The sequence below is a fragment of the Salinicola lusitanus genome (genome assembly GCF_038648475.1).
GTDB lineage: Bacteria > Pseudomonadota > Gammaproteobacteria > Pseudomonadales > Halomonadaceae > Salinicola > Salinicola lusitanus.
Genome location: NZ_CP151919.1, coordinates 481722 through 498362, shown reverse-complemented (window position 1 = coordinate 498362; position 16641 = coordinate 481722). Strand labels below are relative to the sequence as shown.

The window sequence follows — 16641 nt, the reverse complement described above, 5'->3', positions numbered from 1 at the left end:
ACTGCACAGCGCCCGCTGTCAGTGGCACGTCTCGGGTCGTTAGCTCAGTTGGTAGAGCAGTTGGCTTTTAACCAATTGGTCGTAGGTTCGAATCCTACACGACCCACCATTTCGATGGTCTCCCGCTTCGCCGACAAATCGATGCACCTCTTCGCGTGGCTGTGTTACTGATTGAGGATTCCCTCAGGAGCCTCCTCATGACGTCCCGTTCGCCCCAGCCAGATCTCGCTGCCGATACGTCTCGCCGCGAACCCTCCCGTTCGAGCGCCATCTACCGCCATGGCGACGAGCCGATCGGTGACATCGAGCAGGCCTACAGCGGCCGCCTGACACCCGATCTGGCGGTGAATACCTTCCGCAATATCGACCGCTTGTTTCCCTCGCGGATCATCGCCGCTGGCGCTTCCCCGCGTCCGCTCGAGCAGGCGCCGACGTGCCTCGATGGGGTGGTCGCCAGCGTCAACGGCGAGGCCTACGATCTCTACGACTACCTGGCATTGAACAGTGTCACCGGCCTGCTGGTGCTACGACACGGCGACATCGTCCATGAGACCTACCAGCGCGGCAATCATCGCGATACCCGCTGGATGTCGATGTCGGTGGCCAAGTCCGTCTGTTCGACGCTGGCCGGCATGGCCATCCGGGACGGGCTGATCCGCGAGGGCCTGGCCGCACAGGTGACCGACTACGTACCGGCGCTGGCGGGAAGCGCCTACCAGGGCGTCAGCCTGCGCGACCTGCTGATGATGGCGTCCGGCGTCGCCTGGAACGAGACCTATATCGACCCCCGGTCCGATCGTCGCGCGCTGCTGAGGGCGCAGATCGCCCAGCGGCCGGGCGGGGCGATGAAGGTGATGGCGGCACTGCCCCGCGCCGCCAAACCGGGCACGCGCCATAACTACAGTACCGGCGAGACGCAGATTCTTGCCGAGCTGGTTCGGCGGGCCGTGGGCCGACCGCTGGCCGAATACCTGGCGTTGAAACTGTGGCGGCCCTACGGCATGGAGAGCGACGCGAGCTGGTGGCTGGAGTCCGCCGATGGCGTCGAGATCGGCGGCAGTGGCATCGCGGCGACCCTGCGCGACTACGCGCGCTTCGGTCAATTCATGCTCGATGGTGGCCGGGTCGAGGGTCGATCGCTGCTACCCGACGGCTGGATCGACGCCGCCACACGCCCCACGACACTCGCCGGCGGCGATTCGCTGGAATACGGCTACATGTGGTGGACCGCGTGGACGCCATCGTCGCGCCGGGATCGCGCCTTCGCCGCGAAGGGCATTCACGGCCAGTTCATCTACGTCAATCCAACGCGTGACATCGTGATCGCACAGAACGCCGCCGCGCCGAAACCGCTCGGCAGATTGGTGATCGACCCGATGGTGTTCTGCGATGCGGTCGCGGCACATCTCGAGGGGCAGGCCGGCGCGCCAGCCTGAGACCACGCGGTCAGAAACTCTGCATCGTCTCCCGGTAGCCGAGGAAATCCTTGCGTCGTTGCTCGATGCGGCTGGCCATGGCGTAGTCGCCACTCCGTTTGGCGACATCCTCGGCGGAGTCGATCTGACGGATGGCGGTATCGATGCGACCCTCGAGCTGGAGCTGTTCGGCGCGAGCCAGCTGGCCCCAGGCATCACGGCCGGTGCGGCCGGCCGCTTCGGACAGCAGGCCGAACACGTTGGGGTCTTCCGGATACTGCTCGCTCATGTCTCGCAGCACGTCGAACGCCTGCGCCGGCGCCGTCTGTACCAGTGCCTCCGCCTGCACCCACTGCGCCGGGTAATAGCCGGGAGAGAGCCGCAGGATACGTCTTGCTCGCGCCAGCGCGTCCTGGTGGCGCCCAGCGTCGTAGGCAACCTGGGCGGCGGTGGCGGGGATCATCGAAAGGTCGGGATAATCTTGGGCAAGCTCGTCGAGCGTCTTCAGCGCCGCGTCGGGGCGCGTCTGCTGCGCATCGGTGAGCGCTTGCAGGTAACGTACGGCAGCCGCTGGCGGATCGTCCTGCTCGAGTATCGTCATTGCCTGGGTCGGGTTATCCCGGTTGAGCATCAGCAGGGCTCGCCCGCGGATCATGGCGTAGGTCGGGTCGTCCCGGTGGGGCGGAGAGGGCAACTGGTCGGCACGGGCCTGGGTGTCGCTGATCCGCGATTCGGTGACCGGGTGGGTCAGCAGGAATTCGGGGGGATTGCCGCCCTGGAGCGCAGCGAGTTTCTGCAGCGTGCGGAACATCTCCGGCATCGCCTGCGGGTCGTATCCGGCCTTGGCCATGGCGCTGAGGCCGACGCGATCGGCCTCCTGTTCGAACCGGCGGGAGTAGGCGAGCTGATCCTGCATGAACGCCGCCTGAGAGCCCATCATCGCGGCGATACCCGCGCCACCACCGCCGCCAGCCGCGAAGATCATCCCGGCCAGCATGGCCGCCATGGTCGGCAACTGCGTCTCCTTGACCCGCTCCATGCGCCGGGCGTAGTGGCGCTGGGCCAGGTGGCCCAGTTCGTGCGCCAGCACCGAGGCGAACTCATCCTCGTCGGGCGCGGTGGCGAACAGACCGGCATTGACCCCGACCACGCCGCCCGGCACGGCGAAGGCGTTCAGCAGGCGGCTGTCGACCATCGTTACGACGAGATTCTCGTTGACCCCGCTGTAGGGCACCAGCTTGGCCAGCATCGATCGCACGTAGGTCTGCGTGATCGGGTCCTGCCACGGGTCGGTCTGGGCGCGAAATTGACGCAGCCAGGCCCGCCCCAGACGATATTCGTCGTTGGACGTGACGGCGGCGCTGGTACTGCCGAGATCGGGGAGCTGATAGCCTTGCTGGGCGTGCGCGGGCGGCATGGTGCCGGCCAGCCCCGCGGCGAGCAGCGGAACGGCCAGCAGGCGCCGCTGGAATGATGTCAGTCGTTGACGGTTCATGCTGACGATCTCGTTCCTCATTCAGGCTGAAGCCGGGGTGGTCGATGGTGGTCTGCGCTATCATGCGTTCGACCGCGGCTTGTGGCAGACGTTGCCTAGAAAATCCGGGCGTTGCAACAGCCCTCATGGCGGGTCTGTCGCGCGAGCGGGCCTCTTTCCAACCAACCTGGGGTATGTCATGTCTCAACAGCCGGATCGTCGACTGGATGCCACCGGTCTGAACTGCCCGTTGCCGTTGCTGAAAGCCAAGCAGGCGCTGGCGGACATGCAGGCCGGGCAATTGCTCGAAGTGATCGCGACGGATGCCGGTTCGTGGCGGGATTTCGAAAGTTTCGTCGAGCATAGCCGACATACGTTGGTCGGGCGCGAAGAGAATTCGGGTGTGTACCACTACTGGCTGCGTAAAGCCGACGGAGAGGCGCGAGCATGAGTTTGAAGGGCATCCTGCGTAACTGGTTCGAGCGATATCTGTCCGACGAAGAGGCCATCGTCCTGCTGGCGCTGCTGATCGGCGGTTTCGCCATCGTCATCTGGTTCGGCGGCGCGCTGGCCCCGTTCTTTACCGCGCTGGTGATCGCCTTCCTGCTGCAGGGCGTGGTGGCCTGGCTCGAACGCCGCGGGCTGCCGCGGCTGCTGGCGGTGGGGCTGGTCTTTCTGCTGTTCCTCGGCGCGCTGCTGGCGCTGGCGCTGATCGTGCTGCCGCTGGTGTGGAATCAGTTGGTGGAGCTGGTGCAGGAAGCGCCGCGCATGTTCGCCAGCAGCCAGCTCTGGCTCGATGAGCTGCAGGCGCGCTACCCCACGGTGGTGACGCCGGATCAGATCCAGGGCTGGATCGCCTCCGCCGGGCGCCAGGCGTCTACCCTGGGCCAGCGCGCGCTGACCCTCTCGCTCGCCTCGCTGGGCAGCCTGATGGCGCTGATCATCTATCTGGTGCTGGTGCCGATCCTGATCTTCTTCATGCTCAAGGATCGCGAACGTCTGGTCGCGTTCCTGCTCTCGCTGCTGCCGCGCCAGCGCACCCTGATGACCCGGGTGTGGCAGGAGATGGACGACCAGATCGCCAACTACGTGCGCGGCAAGACCATCGAGATCATCATCGTCGGCAGCGTCGCCTTCATCACCTTCTGGGCCTTCGGACTGCCCTACGCGGCGCTGCTCGGGCTGATGGTGGGGCTGTCGGTGCTGGTGCCCTACATCGGCGCCGCGGTGGCCACGCTGCCGGTCGCCGCGGTAGCGGGCTTTCACTTCGGCATGGGCGAGCAGTTCTTCTACGTGCTGCTGGCCTACGCCATCCTGCAGGCGCTGGACGGCAACGTGCTGGTGCCGATCCTGTTCTCGGAAGCGGTCGACCTGCACCCGGTCTCGATCATCCTGGCGGTGCTCTTCTTCGGCGGGCTGTGGGGCTTCTGGGGCATCTTCTTCGCCATCCCCCTGGCGACCCTGATCAAGGCGCTGGTCCAGGCCTGGCCGCGCGGGGAGTCGGACCAGGCCGTGATCACGGAGGAGAGCTGACCGCCGTCATGGGCGTGTTCAGCCGTTCAGCTCCCGCGCCGCCTCCAGTACCTCGTCGACGTGGCCCGGGACCTTGACGCCGCGCCACTCGCGGGCGAGCTTGCCGTCGGCGTCGATCAGGAAGGTGCTGCGCTCGACGCCCAGGTGCTCCTTGCCGTACATCTTCTTGAGCTTGATCACGTCGAACTGGCGGCAGACCGCCTCGTCGCGATCCGAGATCAGCTCGAACGGGAAACCCTGCTTGGCCTTGAAGTTCTCGTGGGACTTGAGACCGTCGCGGGAGACGCCGAAGACGACCGTGTTGGCGGCCTCGAACTCGCCGATCCTGTCGCGGAAGTCGCCGCCCTCCGTGGTGCATCCGGGGGTGCTGTCCTTGGGATAGAAGTAGATCACCACCTGTTTGCCACGATAGTCGCCAAGCCGAAAGGGCGTGTCGCCGGTCGCTTCGGCGGAGAAATCTTCTACGGGTTGTCCAACGCTGAGAGTCATGAGGCGCTCCGAAACCGGGAAGTGAATGGCGAACGATAGCCGATCCTGGCGGTCAATGCTCGGAAGCCGAGGCCTCGCGGATCTTCGGCAGTCGCGCCGATCGCGGCGACAGCCGGCCTGGCGGCTGTACACGCTGGGGCTGCCTGAGTACCATCTGGGGGGCGTGAAATCGCGCCTGGGCAGGCGCCACGACCGCATCGACTTCATGTCTGACGTGCTGGAGCCCGAGACCTGAACGCGTTGGCCCGGCCTTCACCGGGCCCGCCAGCGATTCCGGTGTCGGTGTGCATCCGGCCGGCAATCCGGTTTCCGGCCGTTCGATATCGATTGGACAAGGCGGCCGGCCGCCCATCCGGTCACAGTAGAGAGAGCTGCAAGATGATCACAGGCAGTATCGTTGCCATGGCGACGCCGATGAAAGCCGGTGGCGAGATCGATTGGGAGGCGCTGCGCCGCCTGGTCAATTTCCATCTCGAACACGGCACGGACGCCATCGTCGCCGCCGGTACCACCGGCGAGCCGACCACGATGTCGTTTGCCGAGCATTTCGACGTCATCCGCACGGTGGTCGAAGAGGTCAACGGCCGGATCCCCGTCATCGCCGGCACGGGAGCCAACAACACCGCGGAGGCGGTCGAGCTGGCCCGCTACGCGAGTGAAGTGGGCGCCGACTGCTGTCTTTCGGTGGCACCCTACTACAACAAGCCGACCCAGGAAGGCTTGTATCAGCACTTCAAGGCGGTCGCCGAGGCGAGCGAGCTGCCGATCATTCTCTACAACGTTCCCGGACGGACCTGCTCGGATATCTACAACGAGACGGTTTTCCGGCTGGCGGAGCTCGAGCGGATCATCGGGCTGAAGGATGCCACCGGCAACCTGGAGCGTGCCGAGGAGCTGATCGACCGCCTCGAGGGCAGCGGCTTCGCTCTCTACTCCGGCGACGACGCCACCGCCTGCGATTTCATGCTGATGGGCGGCCATGGCGACATTTCGGTCACCGCCAACGTCGCGCCGAAGTCGATGCACGATCTCTGCGTCGCGGCGACCAGCGGCCAGCGCGAAAAGGCGCACCAGATCAATGCGCGCCTGGCGCCGCTGCACACGGCGCTGGGGATCGAATCCAATCCGATTCCGGTCAAGTGGGCACTCAATCGCATGGGATATGCCGAGACCGGCATCCGGCTGCCGCTGACCTGGCTTTCCGAGCGCTATCACGGCAACGTCGGCGAAGCGCTGCAACTCGCCAATATCGAAACGACGTGAAATCTGCCGACGTGGTTCGAATCGCCAACCAGCCCATTGCTTCAAACAAAGGTGGATGCATGAAGCCCATCCTCAAATGGATGCCTCTGATGTTGTGCTCGTCGCTGGCCCTGTCCGGCTGCGGACTTTTCCAGGACGGTTACTATTACGACCGCAATGCCGAGTATCAGACGGCGGAGATGGCCAAGCCGCTGGAGCTGCCGGCTTCGCGCAATCAGGTGCGTTACCAGGATTCGATGCCCGTGCCCCAGGCCGACAGCGACTTCTCCACGTCGGACGCCGTCGACGATGCGCCTCGTCCGCAGCCGCTGGCATCGGGACAGAGCGACGAGCAGCCCTATGCCGAGCTGCGCCAGGCCGGTAGCGAGCATTGGCTTCTGGTCGATGCCGCGCCGGCCAGCGTATGGCCACGGCTGCAGGGCTTCGCCGTCGATCACGGCGTCAACCCGACGGCGATCAATGCCGCTGGCGGTCGCATCGAGACGGCGCAGGGTAGTGTGAGTCTGCGCCAGGGCCTGCGTAGCGGCACCAGTGAAGTCCGCTGCGACATCGGCGGCAGCGCCCAGTGCCTGAGCTCGATCAAGGCCTATCTGGACAGCAACCACACCGCGGATAGTGGTGTCTCGCTGGCCGCCCAGCCGCTCGATCAGAGCGAGCGCGTGAAGCTGCGCAATCGCGGCGGCAACTGGGAGCTCGACCTGGCGCTGGATGGCGAGCGCGCCTGGTCCGAACTCTACTATCAGTTGCAGAATGGCTTCGACAGCAACCGCCTGACGGTGACCGACCAGAACCGAAGCGCAGGCCAGTTCTTCATCGACTACCTGCCGCAGGATGCCGATGACGGTGGCTGGTTCAGCTGGTTCGGCAGCGATCCGCAGCCCGGCCACTATCGTCTCCAGCTCGACTCGAACGCCGGCAACAGCGTGGTGACGGTGGCCGGCGCCGATGGACAGCCGGTCGAGCCGGCCGCGGCCCGGGAGCTGCTGGATGCCATCGCGTCCACGCTGCGGTGATGTCACGGCCGTCGATGCCCGCTCAGCGCGCTCTACCCGGGGCGCGCTCCGAACCGGGGCTCAGCTTCGCCTCGCTGGGCAGCGGTAGCAAGGGCAACGCGACCCTGGTCAGCGACGGCGAGACCCTGGTACTGGTGGACTGCGGATTCGGCGTGCGCGAGGCGGAGAGACGCCTCGCCCGTTGCGGCGTCCACCCGCGCCAGCTGGCCGCCATACTGGTCACGCACGAGCACAGCGACCATATCACCGGGGTCGGCGCGTTGGCGCGTCGCCATCAGCTGCCGGTCTATCTCAGTGCCGGCAGCTGGCTCTCCGGCAAGCTCGGCGACGTACCCCGCCATCAGCTTCTGGTGCCGCAGGCACGCTTCGCCATCGGCGGGCTGGAGATCGACCCGGTCACCGTGCCCCACGATGCCCGCGAGCCGATCCAGTTCTGCTTTCGCGCCCACGGTCGCCGTCTCGGCGTGCTGACCGATCTCGGTCACCCGACATCCCACGTGGTCGACGCCTTCAGCGGCTGCGATGCGCTGTTCCTGGAGTGCAACCACGATCCGCGGATGCTGGCCGAGGGGCCTTACCCGCCGCATCTCAAGCGACGGGTCGCCGGTCGCTGGGGGCATCTGGCCAACGCTCAGGCGTCGGACCTGCTGCGGCGGCTGGGACTCGACCGGCTGCAGCGGATTGTCTGCTCGCACCTGTCGGCGCAAAATAACCACCCCGAGCGGGTACTGGAGGCGCTGGTGCCATTGCTCGACGGCGATGAATCGCGTCTGCTGGTCTCGACCCAGGATCGGGGTATCGACTGGCAGCAGGTGGCGTGACCTTGGCTCCCGCCCACCCCGTCGCCACATCACGCTACACACCCTCTTCATGAACCTGCTGCCCTACGGGGCCGCGACGGAGACAGCTCCATGCAAAAACGCGATCTTCTCTACGCCGGCAAGGCCAAGTCGGTCTACCTGAGCGACGACCCGCAGCGGCTCGTCCTGCACTTCCGCGACGATACCAGCGCCTTCGACGGCAAGAAGAAAGAGGCGCTCGAGCGCAAGGGAATGGTCAACAACAAGTTCAACGCGTTCATCATGGAGAAACTCCAGGCGGCCGGCATCCCCACGCATTTCGAGCAGCTGCTGTCGGACACCGAGTGCGTGGTCAAGAAGATGGAGATGATCCCGGTGGAGTGCGTGGTGCGTAACCTGGCCGCCGGCGGTCTGGTGCGCCGTCTCGGCGTCGAGGAGGGTATCGCTCTGAACCCGCCGACCTTCGAGCTGTTCCTCAAGAACGACGAGAAGGGCGATCCGATGATCAACGAGTCGCTGGCGGAGACGTTCGGCTGGGCGACGCCCGAGCAGCTGGCGACCATGAAGTCGCTGACGTTCCGGGTCAACGATGTGCTCAAACAGCTGTTTCTCGACGGTGGCATGCTGCTGGTGGACTACAAGCTCGAGTTCGGTCTCTTCGAGGGCGAGATCGTGCTGGGCGACGAGTTCTCGCCGGACGGTTGCCGACTGTGGGATGCCGAGACGCGCGAGAAGCTGGACAAGGATCGCTTCCGCCAGGGCCTTGGCGGTGTGATCGAGGCCTACGAAGAGGTGGGGCGCCGTCTGGGCATGAGCTTCGATTGAGCCTTCGCCTGCCGTTTGAGCGAAGAAGCCCCGGCGTCATCACGCCGGGGCTTCTTCGTGTCGGGCCCGAGATGCCGGTGGGCCGTGGCAGGAAAGCGGCGTCTCGGGGGGCGTCGCCGGGATCAGTCCAGGCGCTCGGCGCCGGTGATCGTGATCGGGGTCCTGGGCACGTCGGCGTGCGGTCCCTGGCGTCCGGTAGGCGTTTCGGCGATCTTGTCGACCACGTCCATGCCCGACACGACATGACCGAACACCGTGTAGCCCGGGTTGTAGAGGTCGCGATAATTCAGCGCACTGTTGTCGACCAGGTTGATGAAGAACTGGCTGGTGGCGGAATCCGGATTGGCGGTGCGCGCCATGGCGATGGTGCCGCGGGTGTTGTCGAGACCGCTCTTCTCCAGCGGGATCGGCGGGTGAGTCTGCTTGGGCTCGAGGTCTGCCGTCATGCCGCCGCCCTGGATCATGAAATCCTGCATGACACGGTGAAAGACCGTGCCGGCGTAGAAGTCCTCATCGACGTAGCGCAGGAAGTTCTCCACCGTCTTGGGCGCTGCCTTGGCGTCGAGCTCCACCTCGATGGGGCCCTGGCTCGTCTCCAGGCGCACGTGGGGATGGTCGGCATCGGCGAGCGCCGGCAGCGAGAACAGGGTCAGGGCGGACAGGCACAGCGGGATCAGCGACTTTCGCATCGAAGGCACTCCAGTCTTTCATCGAAGCTCGCCAGCCTAGCGGCATCCGGGCGGGCTTGCCAGCGCCGGCCGGGGCGTCCACACCGCCAACGGGCCAATGACGAGGTGAAACATGACACGCCTTGAGACCGACCGACTGGTCCTGAGGAAGCCGGATAGCGCCGATGGACCGCGGCTGTTCGCGATCTACGGCGATCCCGAGACCCACCGCTTCAATCCGGCCGGCCCCCATACCGACGCCGCGGTATCGATGGCGGTGCTGAGCGGGTGGCTCGACCACTGGCAGCGCCACGGCTTCGGGATATGGGCCATCGAGGAGAAGGCGAATCCGGGCGGCGTCATCGGCTTTGGCGGTCTGGGCTGGACGAAAGAGGCGGGCTGGGGCTGGATGCTGAACCTGGGATATCGCTTCTCCCCCGCCGCGTGGGGCAAGGGGTATGCCACCGAGATGGGCCAGGGCGCGGTCGACTACGCGGCCGAGCGACTGGCGGCGGACAGGGTGCACGGCCTGGTTCGTCCGCAACACGCGAAGTCGGTTCGGGTCCTGCACAAGCTGGGCTTCCGCGACGTCGGCACGCTGGAAGACACGCCGGGCGAGCCGGCGAGCCTGGTGCTCGAGCGACTGCTGCGCTGAGCCAGTCAGCGCGGCTCGATCGCCGCTACCCGAATTTCGATGTCGCCGTCGCGCTCGTCGACCAGAAAGCGAACGTTGACGTCGCGCAGCAGGACGCCATAGGGCTTCGAGGCGCCCTGTCGGGCCGTGGCGCTGCCGTGGTAGGCGGGGCGCGGATCCTGCGCCAGTACCTCCTCGATCAGCCGAGCCAGCGACTCGCCGTCGGCGTGCCGACGAAGTGCTTCGCCGGCAGCAGTATCGAAGACGACGCGGCAGCGGGGCGGCGAGGCGGGCGCGAAACCGGCGTCGGCGTCGGGGCGGGACTCCGCCCAGGGGAGATACGGCTTGATGTCGAGGATCGGGGTGGCATCGCATAGATCGTGCCCGCGCAGGTGCAGCTTGACCCGGCTCTCGTGCCCGGCCAGCCGCGAACCGGCGATCGGCGAGCGAGCTCGCGAAGGGCGCGGGCTGCACTCCACCTCGACCAGTTCAACCAGCGACTGACCAAGCCGATTGGGACGGTGAGTGCTTCGACTGGCGAACACGCCGACACGGCGATTGCCGCCCAGGCGCGGCGGCCGAACCCGTGGCTTCCACGTCAGCGGGCTGCGATCGAACAGGAACGTCAGCCAGAGATGGCTCATCGCCTCGACGCCCTCGACGGCAAGCGGGTCGTCGAAAGGCGGCGTCAGATAGAGAATCGCCCGCGCCGACGGCGCCAGCCCGGGTTGCCGGGGGACTCCGAACTTGTCGGGGTAGTCGCTGGCCACGTGACCGATCGCCTCCAGCGTGAAGGTGTCGTCGGGCGAAGGGGGGCCGAGGCGGGGCGGTTGTGTCATCGAATCACGCTTCTCGAGGTGAAATTGGGTATTGGTGCCATACTGCAGTGACGTCAGGGCTGTCGACGTGTCGGCACGAGCCGCGTTGCGGCACCGGAAGGTGGCAGGCAAGGTGCGAGATGCCGAGGCTGGCGGTTGCCTGTCACACCCCGTGATGCCGTGCCAAGGGCCGCGTCATCTGGAACCTTGCAACGCGGCATCGTGGGTTGCCCGTTGGTCACACCAGACCAGGTGCCGCCTGCCGGGTCTCGCATCCTGGCCGATGGTGTGGCCGTGGATGAAACGTCGACAGTCGCCAAGCTCGCCGGACACGAGAGTTAAGGCTCGCATGATACCAAGGAGAGGTGTTGGATGAGTTTCTTGCATGTATATCACGAGGCGGACGGTGATCAGCCGCTGTTGAGCAGCCACGATGCCTATCGTATCTCTCTCGAACTCAGCTCCATCGAGGTCTATTTCGATCGGCGCGAGTTGACGGAGCTACCGGTCGGTGTCGATCGTCGCCAGCTCATGGTGCTGAACAACGATGCGGCGGAGGAGATCCAGCAGCTCAGCGGTCGCCGTCACTGCGACCTGCGCGGCATGAGCCCGCAATACCCCGATCTCGAACTCAGGCGGGAGTTGTTGTGCACCGAGTCGGCGAGCGATGAGGAGGCCTGGCATCTGTTTCTGAGGGGGCAGGCGATCTTCTATTTTCACCTCGACCACCGGGTGTATGTCGTCGGCTGCGACCGGGGCGATCTGATTTCGGTGCCGGCAGGGCTGCCGCACTGGCTGGATATTGGCCCCGAACCCGACTTTCTGGTGCTGACGATGTGCAACGTCCCGTCCCATGACGTGATCGCGACGGCGAGTGATATCGCTCTCCGGTTTCCGCGCTTCGAGAAGTTGGTCGACGCTGTAACGGCTTGAGACGGCCGCCATGCCGTCCCCGATGGCAGGAGAGAGATCGCCATGCTCGAACGAACCCGCTTTCGCCAGGCCCTGCCCAGAGACGCCTCGGACCAGGCCGAGGTCTTTCACCATGCGATCATGGAGGGGGCCGCGGGGCACTACACGCTGGCTCAGCGCGAGGCCTGGGCCGGCTCGCTGCCGCGCACCGCGGAGGCGTGGGCGGCACGCCAGGTCCTCTATCCGACCCTGGTCGCCGAGTGTGATGGCCACTGCATCGGCTTCTGCGAGCGCGATGCCACGGCTGGCCGCATCGAGACGCTCTACGTCTGGCCCTCGGTTGCCCGCCAGGGGGTAGGCGCACGCCTGCTGGCGCTGTCCGTCGAGGCGGTGCGGGAATCGGGCGTCGCGGAGGTGTCGATCGAAGCCAGCCTGATGCTGGCGTCTTCGCTCTCCGGGCGCGGCTGGGAGACCCTCGGCGAGGAGTGGGTCGAGCGTCGCGGCGAACGGCTGGCGAGGGTGCGAATGCGCCTTCCGCCCGAGTCGTCCGGCGAATAGCGGGGTTTTCGTGATGGCGGCCCCGGTCGGGATTCCCTTGCCGCGGAAAATTCGGTAGAGTCGCTTCCATAATGAAAGTGACCGATGATAGTTCACCCCTCTGCCCGGTAGCCCGCGCGCTGACGTGCGTTGGCGACAGCTGGACCCTGTTGATCCTGCGCGACGCCATGCAGGGCGCGCGTCGCTTCGACGAGTTCCAGCGCGGCCTGGGTATCGCTTCCAGCATGCTGACGCGACGGCTGGAGCGCATGGTCTCCAACGAACTGCTCGAGAAACGCTGCTATCAGCGGCATCCGCCGCGTTACGAGTATCATCTGACAGCCAAGGGCCACGATCTCGCTCCGGTCATCCTGACACTCTACCGCTGGGGCGAGCAGCATCTGCCGATCGAAGCCGATGGTTTTCGGCTCGTCGATCGACGGACCCAGGGCCCTGTCGAGCCAATCCTCTACGACCGATGCCACGATCGACCACTGTCCCCCGGGGACGTGTGTCTGGCCCCGGGGCCCGATGCCAATCCGGCGGTCCATGCCCGTGTCGAACGTATGCGCAACGCCTTCGAACGAGGCGATTTTCCCGACTCGCAGCCAGCGGCGGCGCGCGCCGACTGCCGGGCCGCCATGGCGGCGAGTGACTCGATCAATGAATGAAAGGACATCGTCATGCGACGTATCGTAGTGACCGGTATGGGGCTTCTCACGCCACTGGGTTGTGGCGTCGAAACGGTATGGCAGCGTCTGCTGTCGGGCGCTTCCGGTCTGCGCAAGCTGCCGGCGGAAGTCGTCGAGGGGCTGGCGGCCGGCGTCGGCGGGCCGGTGCCGACCATCGCCGAGGACAGCGCGGGGTTCGACCCCGACGCCACCATGGACCCGAAGGAGCGGCGCAAGATGGACCGCTTCATCCAGATGGCCGTCGCGGCGGCGGAAGAGGCACTGGCCCAGGCCAACTGGTATCCGAAGACGGAAGCGGAACAGGAGCGCACCGCGACCCTGATCGGCTCGGGCATCGGCGGCTTCCCGGCGATTGCCGATGCCGTGCGTACCACCGACAGTCGCGGCCCACGCCGCTTGTCGCCGTTCACGATTCCCTCGTTCCTGGCCAACCTGGCTTGTGGCCAGGTGTCGATTCGCCATGGCTTCAAGGGCCCGCTCGGGGCCCCGGTGACCGCCTGCGCCGCCGGCCTGCAGGCGATCGGCGACGCTGCGCGGATGATTCACGCAGGCGAAGCCGATGTCGCTCTCTGCGGCGGCAGTGAAGCCTGTATCGATCGTGTCAGCCTCGGTGGCTTCGCCGCCGCCAAGGCGCTGTCGAGCCATTTCAACGACACTCCGGAGCAGGCTTCCCGCCCCTTCGATCAGGCGCGCGACGGCTTCGTCATGGGCGAGGGTGCCGGGCTGATCGTGATCGAGACGCTCGAGCACGCGCTGGCGCGTGGCGCCACGCCCATCGCGGAGCTGGTCGGCTACGGCACCACGTCCGACGCCTACCACATGACCGCCGGTCCGGAGGACGGCTCCGGCGCGGCACGGGCGATGAAGATTGCGCTGCGCCAGGCCGGGCTGGAAGCGAGCGATATCCAGCACCTCAATGCCCATGCCACCTCGACCCCGGTGGGCGATCGTGGGGAGTTGGCGGCGATCCATGGGCTGTTCGGCGACCACTCGCCGGCGATCAGCGCCACCAAGGCGACCACGGGCCACCTGCTGGGTGCTGCCGGCGGGGTGGAGGCGATCTTCACCGTGATGGCGCTCCACGATCAGGTGGCGCCGCTGACCCGCAACTACACCGATCCCGATCCGATGGCGGCGGATCTGGACGTGGTTCACGGCGAGTCGCGCCAGATGCCGATGGAGCATGCGATCTGTAACGGTTTCGGCTTCGGTGGGGTCAACGCCAGCGCGATCTTCAAGCGCTACGAGAGCTGATCGCGAGTCTCGCTACGTGGTACCGCGCTCGATGATCTCGAACTCGATGTTTTGGCAGGTGGTGAAGTCGGGATCATCGAAGCGTGCCATCAGCGCGACGGCCGACCGCTTGCCGAGCTCATAGCGAGGCACACGGATACTGGTCAGCGATGGCCGAATGTGCCGCGCGATAGGCGTATCGTGCAAGCCGATGATGGCGAGCTGGTCGGGAATGCCGACCTGGTGTTCGAGACACCAGGTCAACGCCCCGAGTGCCATGGAGTCGCCATTGAAGAAGAGCGCATCGGGGCGCGGGTCGCGCGCCATCAGGGTCGGCATGATGTGGCGGCCATCGTCCATCGTCGTACCGATGTGTACGGCAGCGTCCGCATGGGGCAACTGGTGTGCCGCCAACGTTTCGATGACTCCGGCGCGCCGCTGTTCGGCGCGAGGGCGATCCAGCGGCGACAGGAACAGGATGTGTCGCCTCCCTTTGGCGATCAGAAACTCGGTCGCCGCTTTCGCCATGGCCCGGTTGGAGAAGCCGACCACCATATCGAGCGGATCGGAGGGTAGATCCCAGGTCTCCACGACGGGAATATGATTTCTCGTCAATAGGTCGCGTGTCTTGGGGTTGGTAATGGGCCCTGGAATGATCAGGCCGTCGATCTGGCGTCCCAGGAAGGCGCGAACCAGCTCCTCTTCCCTGATCGGATCGTAATTCGACAATCCCACCAGTAAATCGAGTCCCGAAGCGACGAGTTCGTCGGAGATGCCCTGCACGGTATCCGAGTAGACCGAGTCCTCGAGGGTCGGGACGATGACGCCAATGACGCCCGAGCGGTTCGACACCAGGCTGCGAGCCATGGCGTTGGCGACATAACCGATCTCCTCTGCCGCTTTCTTGACACGCTCGATGGTCGCGTCGCGCACCACTTCGGGGGTGTTGAGAGCGCGCCATGCAGTAATGAACGAGACCCCGGCGGCCTTGGCTACATCGTCGATACGGGGCTTGCGCTTGTGCATCTCTTCACCATTTCGAGTGCCGTCGGTTCTGGACCGATAGAGAATATCACACCCTGATTGAGCCACTTTCGTCGTATTGACACAGACCCTGCCAAAAAATGATAAAGGTTTATCATTTTTATCGAGTGCGTTGCGGAAAGCCATCGGAGTCCATGGATGACCAAGGGAAACATCATTACCGAAGTGCGAATCAGAGAGGTCAGGGTCACTGCCCGGACGCTGTGGCGCCATGTTCTTGTCGCCACCAGGGAAGGCCTCGTGGGCATCGGTGAGGCTACCTTCGATGCTGCGCCGGCCGACATGAACAGGCGGCTGTCGCGTGCTGGAGAGGCGCTTGTCGGGAAGACGTCGGATGAGGAGACGCTGGCTGCGTTGGCCTCCCTGACACAGGGGGACATGGCCGATGCGACCATCTTCTCGGCGCTCGATCAGGCGCTGACGGACCTGCGGGGACAGCAGGCCGAAAAACCCTGTTTCCTTCTGCTACGGGACGAGGCGAAGGCTTTCCCCGTAGCGCTCTATGCAAACATCAACCGCAAGACGCGAAGCCGACGGGCGGAAGAGTTCGCCGCGAACGCCCTGGAGGCCGAGAGGGAAGGGTTCCAGGCCGTGAAACTGGCGCCATTCGATGCGCTTACCCCCGAGCTGGCGGAGACCGAGCAGGGGCAGTCGCTGATCGCCGCCGGGATCGAACGTATCGCAGCCGTGGCCAATGCCGTTTCGCCCCGCACGGCGTTGCAGGTCGACTGTCATTGGCGTTTTTCGCCGCGTGCGGCATCCCGCTTGATCGATGAACTGGCCGAGCTCGGCGTGCGTTGGCTCGAGTGTCCGCTTCCCGAAACGGTCGCGAACATCGACGATCTGGCTCGCCTGCGTCGCCAGGCCAACGCTGCGGGCATGCGGCTCGCGGGCCTGGAAAACCTCTGTGGATGGGAGCGTTTCGAGCCCTTCGTGTCGGGTGGCTGCTACGACGTGGTCATGCCGGACATCAAGCATTGCGGCGGCTACCGCTCGATGCTGGAAATCGCCAGGCGTGCCGAGCAGCACGGAGTCGCCGTTTCGCCTCACAACCCTTCCGGGCCGATCTGCCACCAAGCCAGCGTTCATGCCACGACCGCCATTGGCGGTCATGAGCGTCTCGAAATCCAGTGGCGCGAAACACCGATGTTCGAAAGCATCACGACTCCTGGGGCGGCATTCGACAATGCCATATCCCGGGCTTCCGAAAGCCCGGGGCTGGGCATGACTCTCATGGCCACCGAGTCGTGACGGCATATCAACGTTCGTAACGCGGCTAGTCAGCCGATGA

The 16641-nt window shown here is 65.6% G+C and carries 18 protein-coding genes and 1 tRNA gene; 14 read left to right on the top strand and 5 right to left on the bottom strand.

All coding sequences use genetic code 11. From position 1 onward, the window contains the following. Nucleotides 1-33 precede the first annotated feature (33 nt). Both AAGT95_RS02230 and AAGT95_RS02225 read left to right on the top strand, forming a co-directional pair. Nucleotides 34-109 (top strand) — tRNA-Lys (locus AAGT95_RS02230). Nucleotides 110-197: 88 nt separating this feature from the next. Then, nucleotides 198-1436 carry a serine hydrolase gene (locus AAGT95_RS02225; RefSeq protein ID WP_342595377.1) on the top strand — a complete coding sequence of 413 codons (1239 nt, stop codon included), beginning with the start codon at nucleotides 198-200 and terminating at the stop codon, nucleotides 1434-1436. 10 nt (nucleotides 1437-1446) lie between these two features. Here the strand turns inward: AAGT95_RS02225 and AAGT95_RS02220 are convergent, their stop codons facing one another. After that, the gene (locus AAGT95_RS02220; protein ID WP_110598003.1) at nucleotides 1447-2910 is read right to left on the bottom strand and encodes a M48 family metalloprotease; all 1464 of its coding nucleotides are present in this window, start codon (nucleotides 2908-2910) and stop codon (nucleotides 1447-1449) included. Here AAGT95_RS02220 and AAGT95_RS02215 point away from each other — a divergent pair. Both AAGT95_RS02215 and AAGT95_RS02210 read left to right on the top strand, forming a co-directional pair. Further along, the gene (locus tag AAGT95_RS02215; RefSeq protein ID WP_342595376.1) at nucleotides 2909-3340 is read left to right on the top strand and encodes a sulfurtransferase TusA family protein; all 432 of its coding nucleotides are present in this window, start codon (nucleotides 2909-2911) and stop codon (nucleotides 3338-3340) included. The genes AAGT95_RS02220 and AAGT95_RS02215 overlap by 2 nt on opposite strands. Beyond that, nucleotides 3337-4422 carry an AI-2E family transporter gene (locus AAGT95_RS02210; protein WP_110598002.1) on the top strand — a complete coding sequence of 362 codons (1086 nt, stop codon included), beginning with the start codon at nucleotides 3337-3339 and terminating at the stop codon, nucleotides 4420-4422. The genes AAGT95_RS02215 and AAGT95_RS02210 overlap by 4 nt, the downstream gene beginning before the upstream one ends. Before the next feature lie 18 nt (nucleotides 4423-4440). Here the strand turns inward: AAGT95_RS02210 and AAGT95_RS02205 are convergent, their stop codons facing one another. Next, nucleotides 4441-4911, bottom strand: a complete 471-nt coding sequence (locus tag AAGT95_RS02205) for a peroxiredoxin (protein WP_110598001.1) — start codon at nucleotides 4909-4911, stop codon at nucleotides 4441-4443. A 378-nt stretch (nucleotides 4912-5289) separates the two neighbouring features. Here AAGT95_RS02205 and dapA point away from each other — a divergent pair, with 378 nt between their 5' ends. The 4 genes from dapA to purC all read left to right on the top strand — a co-directional run bounded on the left by dapA (nucleotide 5290) and on the right by purC (nucleotide 8812). Beyond that, entirely contained in the window at nucleotides 5290-6174 is an 885-nt protein-coding gene (gene dapA / locus AAGT95_RS02200; protein WP_110597999.1) for a 4-hydroxy-tetrahydrodipicolinate synthase, read from the top strand. 59 nt (nucleotides 6175-6233) lie between these two features. Then, nucleotides 6234-7187: an outer membrane protein assembly factor BamC gene (gene bamC / locus AAGT95_RS02195; RefSeq protein ID WP_342595375.1), complete on the top strand. Its 954-nt coding sequence runs from the start codon at nucleotides 6234-6236 to the stop codon at nucleotides 7185-7187. Nucleotides 7188-7201: 14 nt separating this feature from the next. Beyond that, on the top strand, nucleotides 7202-8008 hold the full coding sequence (locus AAGT95_RS02190; protein ID WP_342595374.1) for an MBL fold metallo-hydrolase: 807 nt from the start codon (nucleotides 7202-7204) through the stop codon (nucleotides 8006-8008). 90 nt (nucleotides 8009-8098) lie between these two features. After that, nucleotides 8099-8812, top strand: coding sequence for a phosphoribosylaminoimidazolesuccinocarboxamide synthase (purC, locus tag AAGT95_RS02185; RefSeq protein ID WP_342595373.1), 714 nt, complete (start codon nucleotides 8099-8101; stop codon nucleotides 8810-8812). A 122-nt stretch (nucleotides 8813-8934) separates the two neighbouring features. On the opposite strand, the gene AAGT95_RS02180 is transcribed toward purC, so the two are convergent. After that, on the bottom strand, nucleotides 8935-9501 hold the full coding sequence (locus AAGT95_RS02180; protein WP_110597996.1) for a peptidylprolyl isomerase: 567 nt from the start codon (nucleotides 9499-9501) through the stop codon (nucleotides 8935-8937). 112 nt (nucleotides 9502-9613) lie between these two features. Between AAGT95_RS02180 and AAGT95_RS02175 the strand changes: the two genes are divergently transcribed. Next, nucleotides 9614-10135 (top strand): GNAT family N-acetyltransferase, encoded by a 522-nt coding sequence (locus AAGT95_RS02175; protein WP_110597995.1) that lies wholly within the window; start codon nucleotides 9614-9616, stop codon nucleotides 10133-10135. Nucleotides 10136-10140: 5 nt separating this feature from the next. On the opposite strand, the gene tsaA is transcribed toward AAGT95_RS02175, so the two are convergent. Then, nucleotides 10141-10953 (bottom strand): tRNA (N6-threonylcarbamoyladenosine(37)-N6)-methyltransferase TrmO, encoded by an 813-nt coding sequence (gene tsaA, locus AAGT95_RS02170; protein WP_342595372.1) that lies wholly within the window; start codon nucleotides 10951-10953, stop codon nucleotides 10141-10143. A gap of 351 nt (nucleotides 10954-11304) precedes the next feature. Here tsaA and AAGT95_RS02165 point away from each other — a divergent pair, with 351 nt between their 5' ends. The 4 genes from AAGT95_RS02165 to fabF all read left to right on the top strand — a co-directional run bounded on the left by AAGT95_RS02165 (nucleotide 11305) and on the right by fabF (nucleotide 14327). Then, complete coding sequence (locus tag AAGT95_RS02165) at nucleotides 11305-11865, top strand: cupin (RefSeq protein WP_110597993.1); 561 nt, start codon at nucleotides 11305-11307, stop codon at nucleotides 11863-11865. 42 nt (nucleotides 11866-11907) lie between these two features. After that, a complete protein-coding gene (locus AAGT95_RS02160) occupies nucleotides 11908-12402 on the top strand; it encodes a GNAT family N-acetyltransferase (RefSeq protein WP_110597992.1) in 495 nt (164 codons plus the stop codon). A gap of 71 nt (nucleotides 12403-12473) precedes the next feature. Continuing rightward, on the top strand, nucleotides 12474-13052 hold the full coding sequence (locus AAGT95_RS02155; protein WP_110597991.1) for a winged helix-turn-helix transcriptional regulator: 579 nt from the start codon (nucleotides 12474-12476) through the stop codon (nucleotides 13050-13052). A 12-nt stretch (nucleotides 13053-13064) separates the two neighbouring features. After that, entirely contained in the window at nucleotides 13065-14327 is a 1263-nt protein-coding gene (gene fabF, locus AAGT95_RS02150; RefSeq protein WP_110597990.1) for a beta-ketoacyl-ACP synthase II, read from the top strand. 12 nt (nucleotides 14328-14339) lie between these two features. Here fabF and AAGT95_RS02145 read toward each other — a convergent pair whose 3' ends face one another. Then, a complete protein-coding gene (locus AAGT95_RS02145) occupies nucleotides 14340-15476 on the bottom strand; it encodes a LacI family DNA-binding transcriptional regulator (RefSeq protein WP_342595371.1) in 1137 nt (378 codons plus the stop codon). Nucleotides 15477-15488: 12 nt separating this feature from the next. On the opposite strand from AAGT95_RS02145, the gene AAGT95_RS02140 reads away from it, so the two are divergent. Beyond that, nucleotides 15489-16601 (top strand): mandelate racemase/muconate lactonizing enzyme family protein, encoded by a 1113-nt coding sequence (locus AAGT95_RS02140; RefSeq protein WP_342595370.1) that lies wholly within the window; start codon nucleotides 15489-15491, stop codon nucleotides 16599-16601. Nucleotides 16602-16641 lie beyond the last annotated feature (40 nt).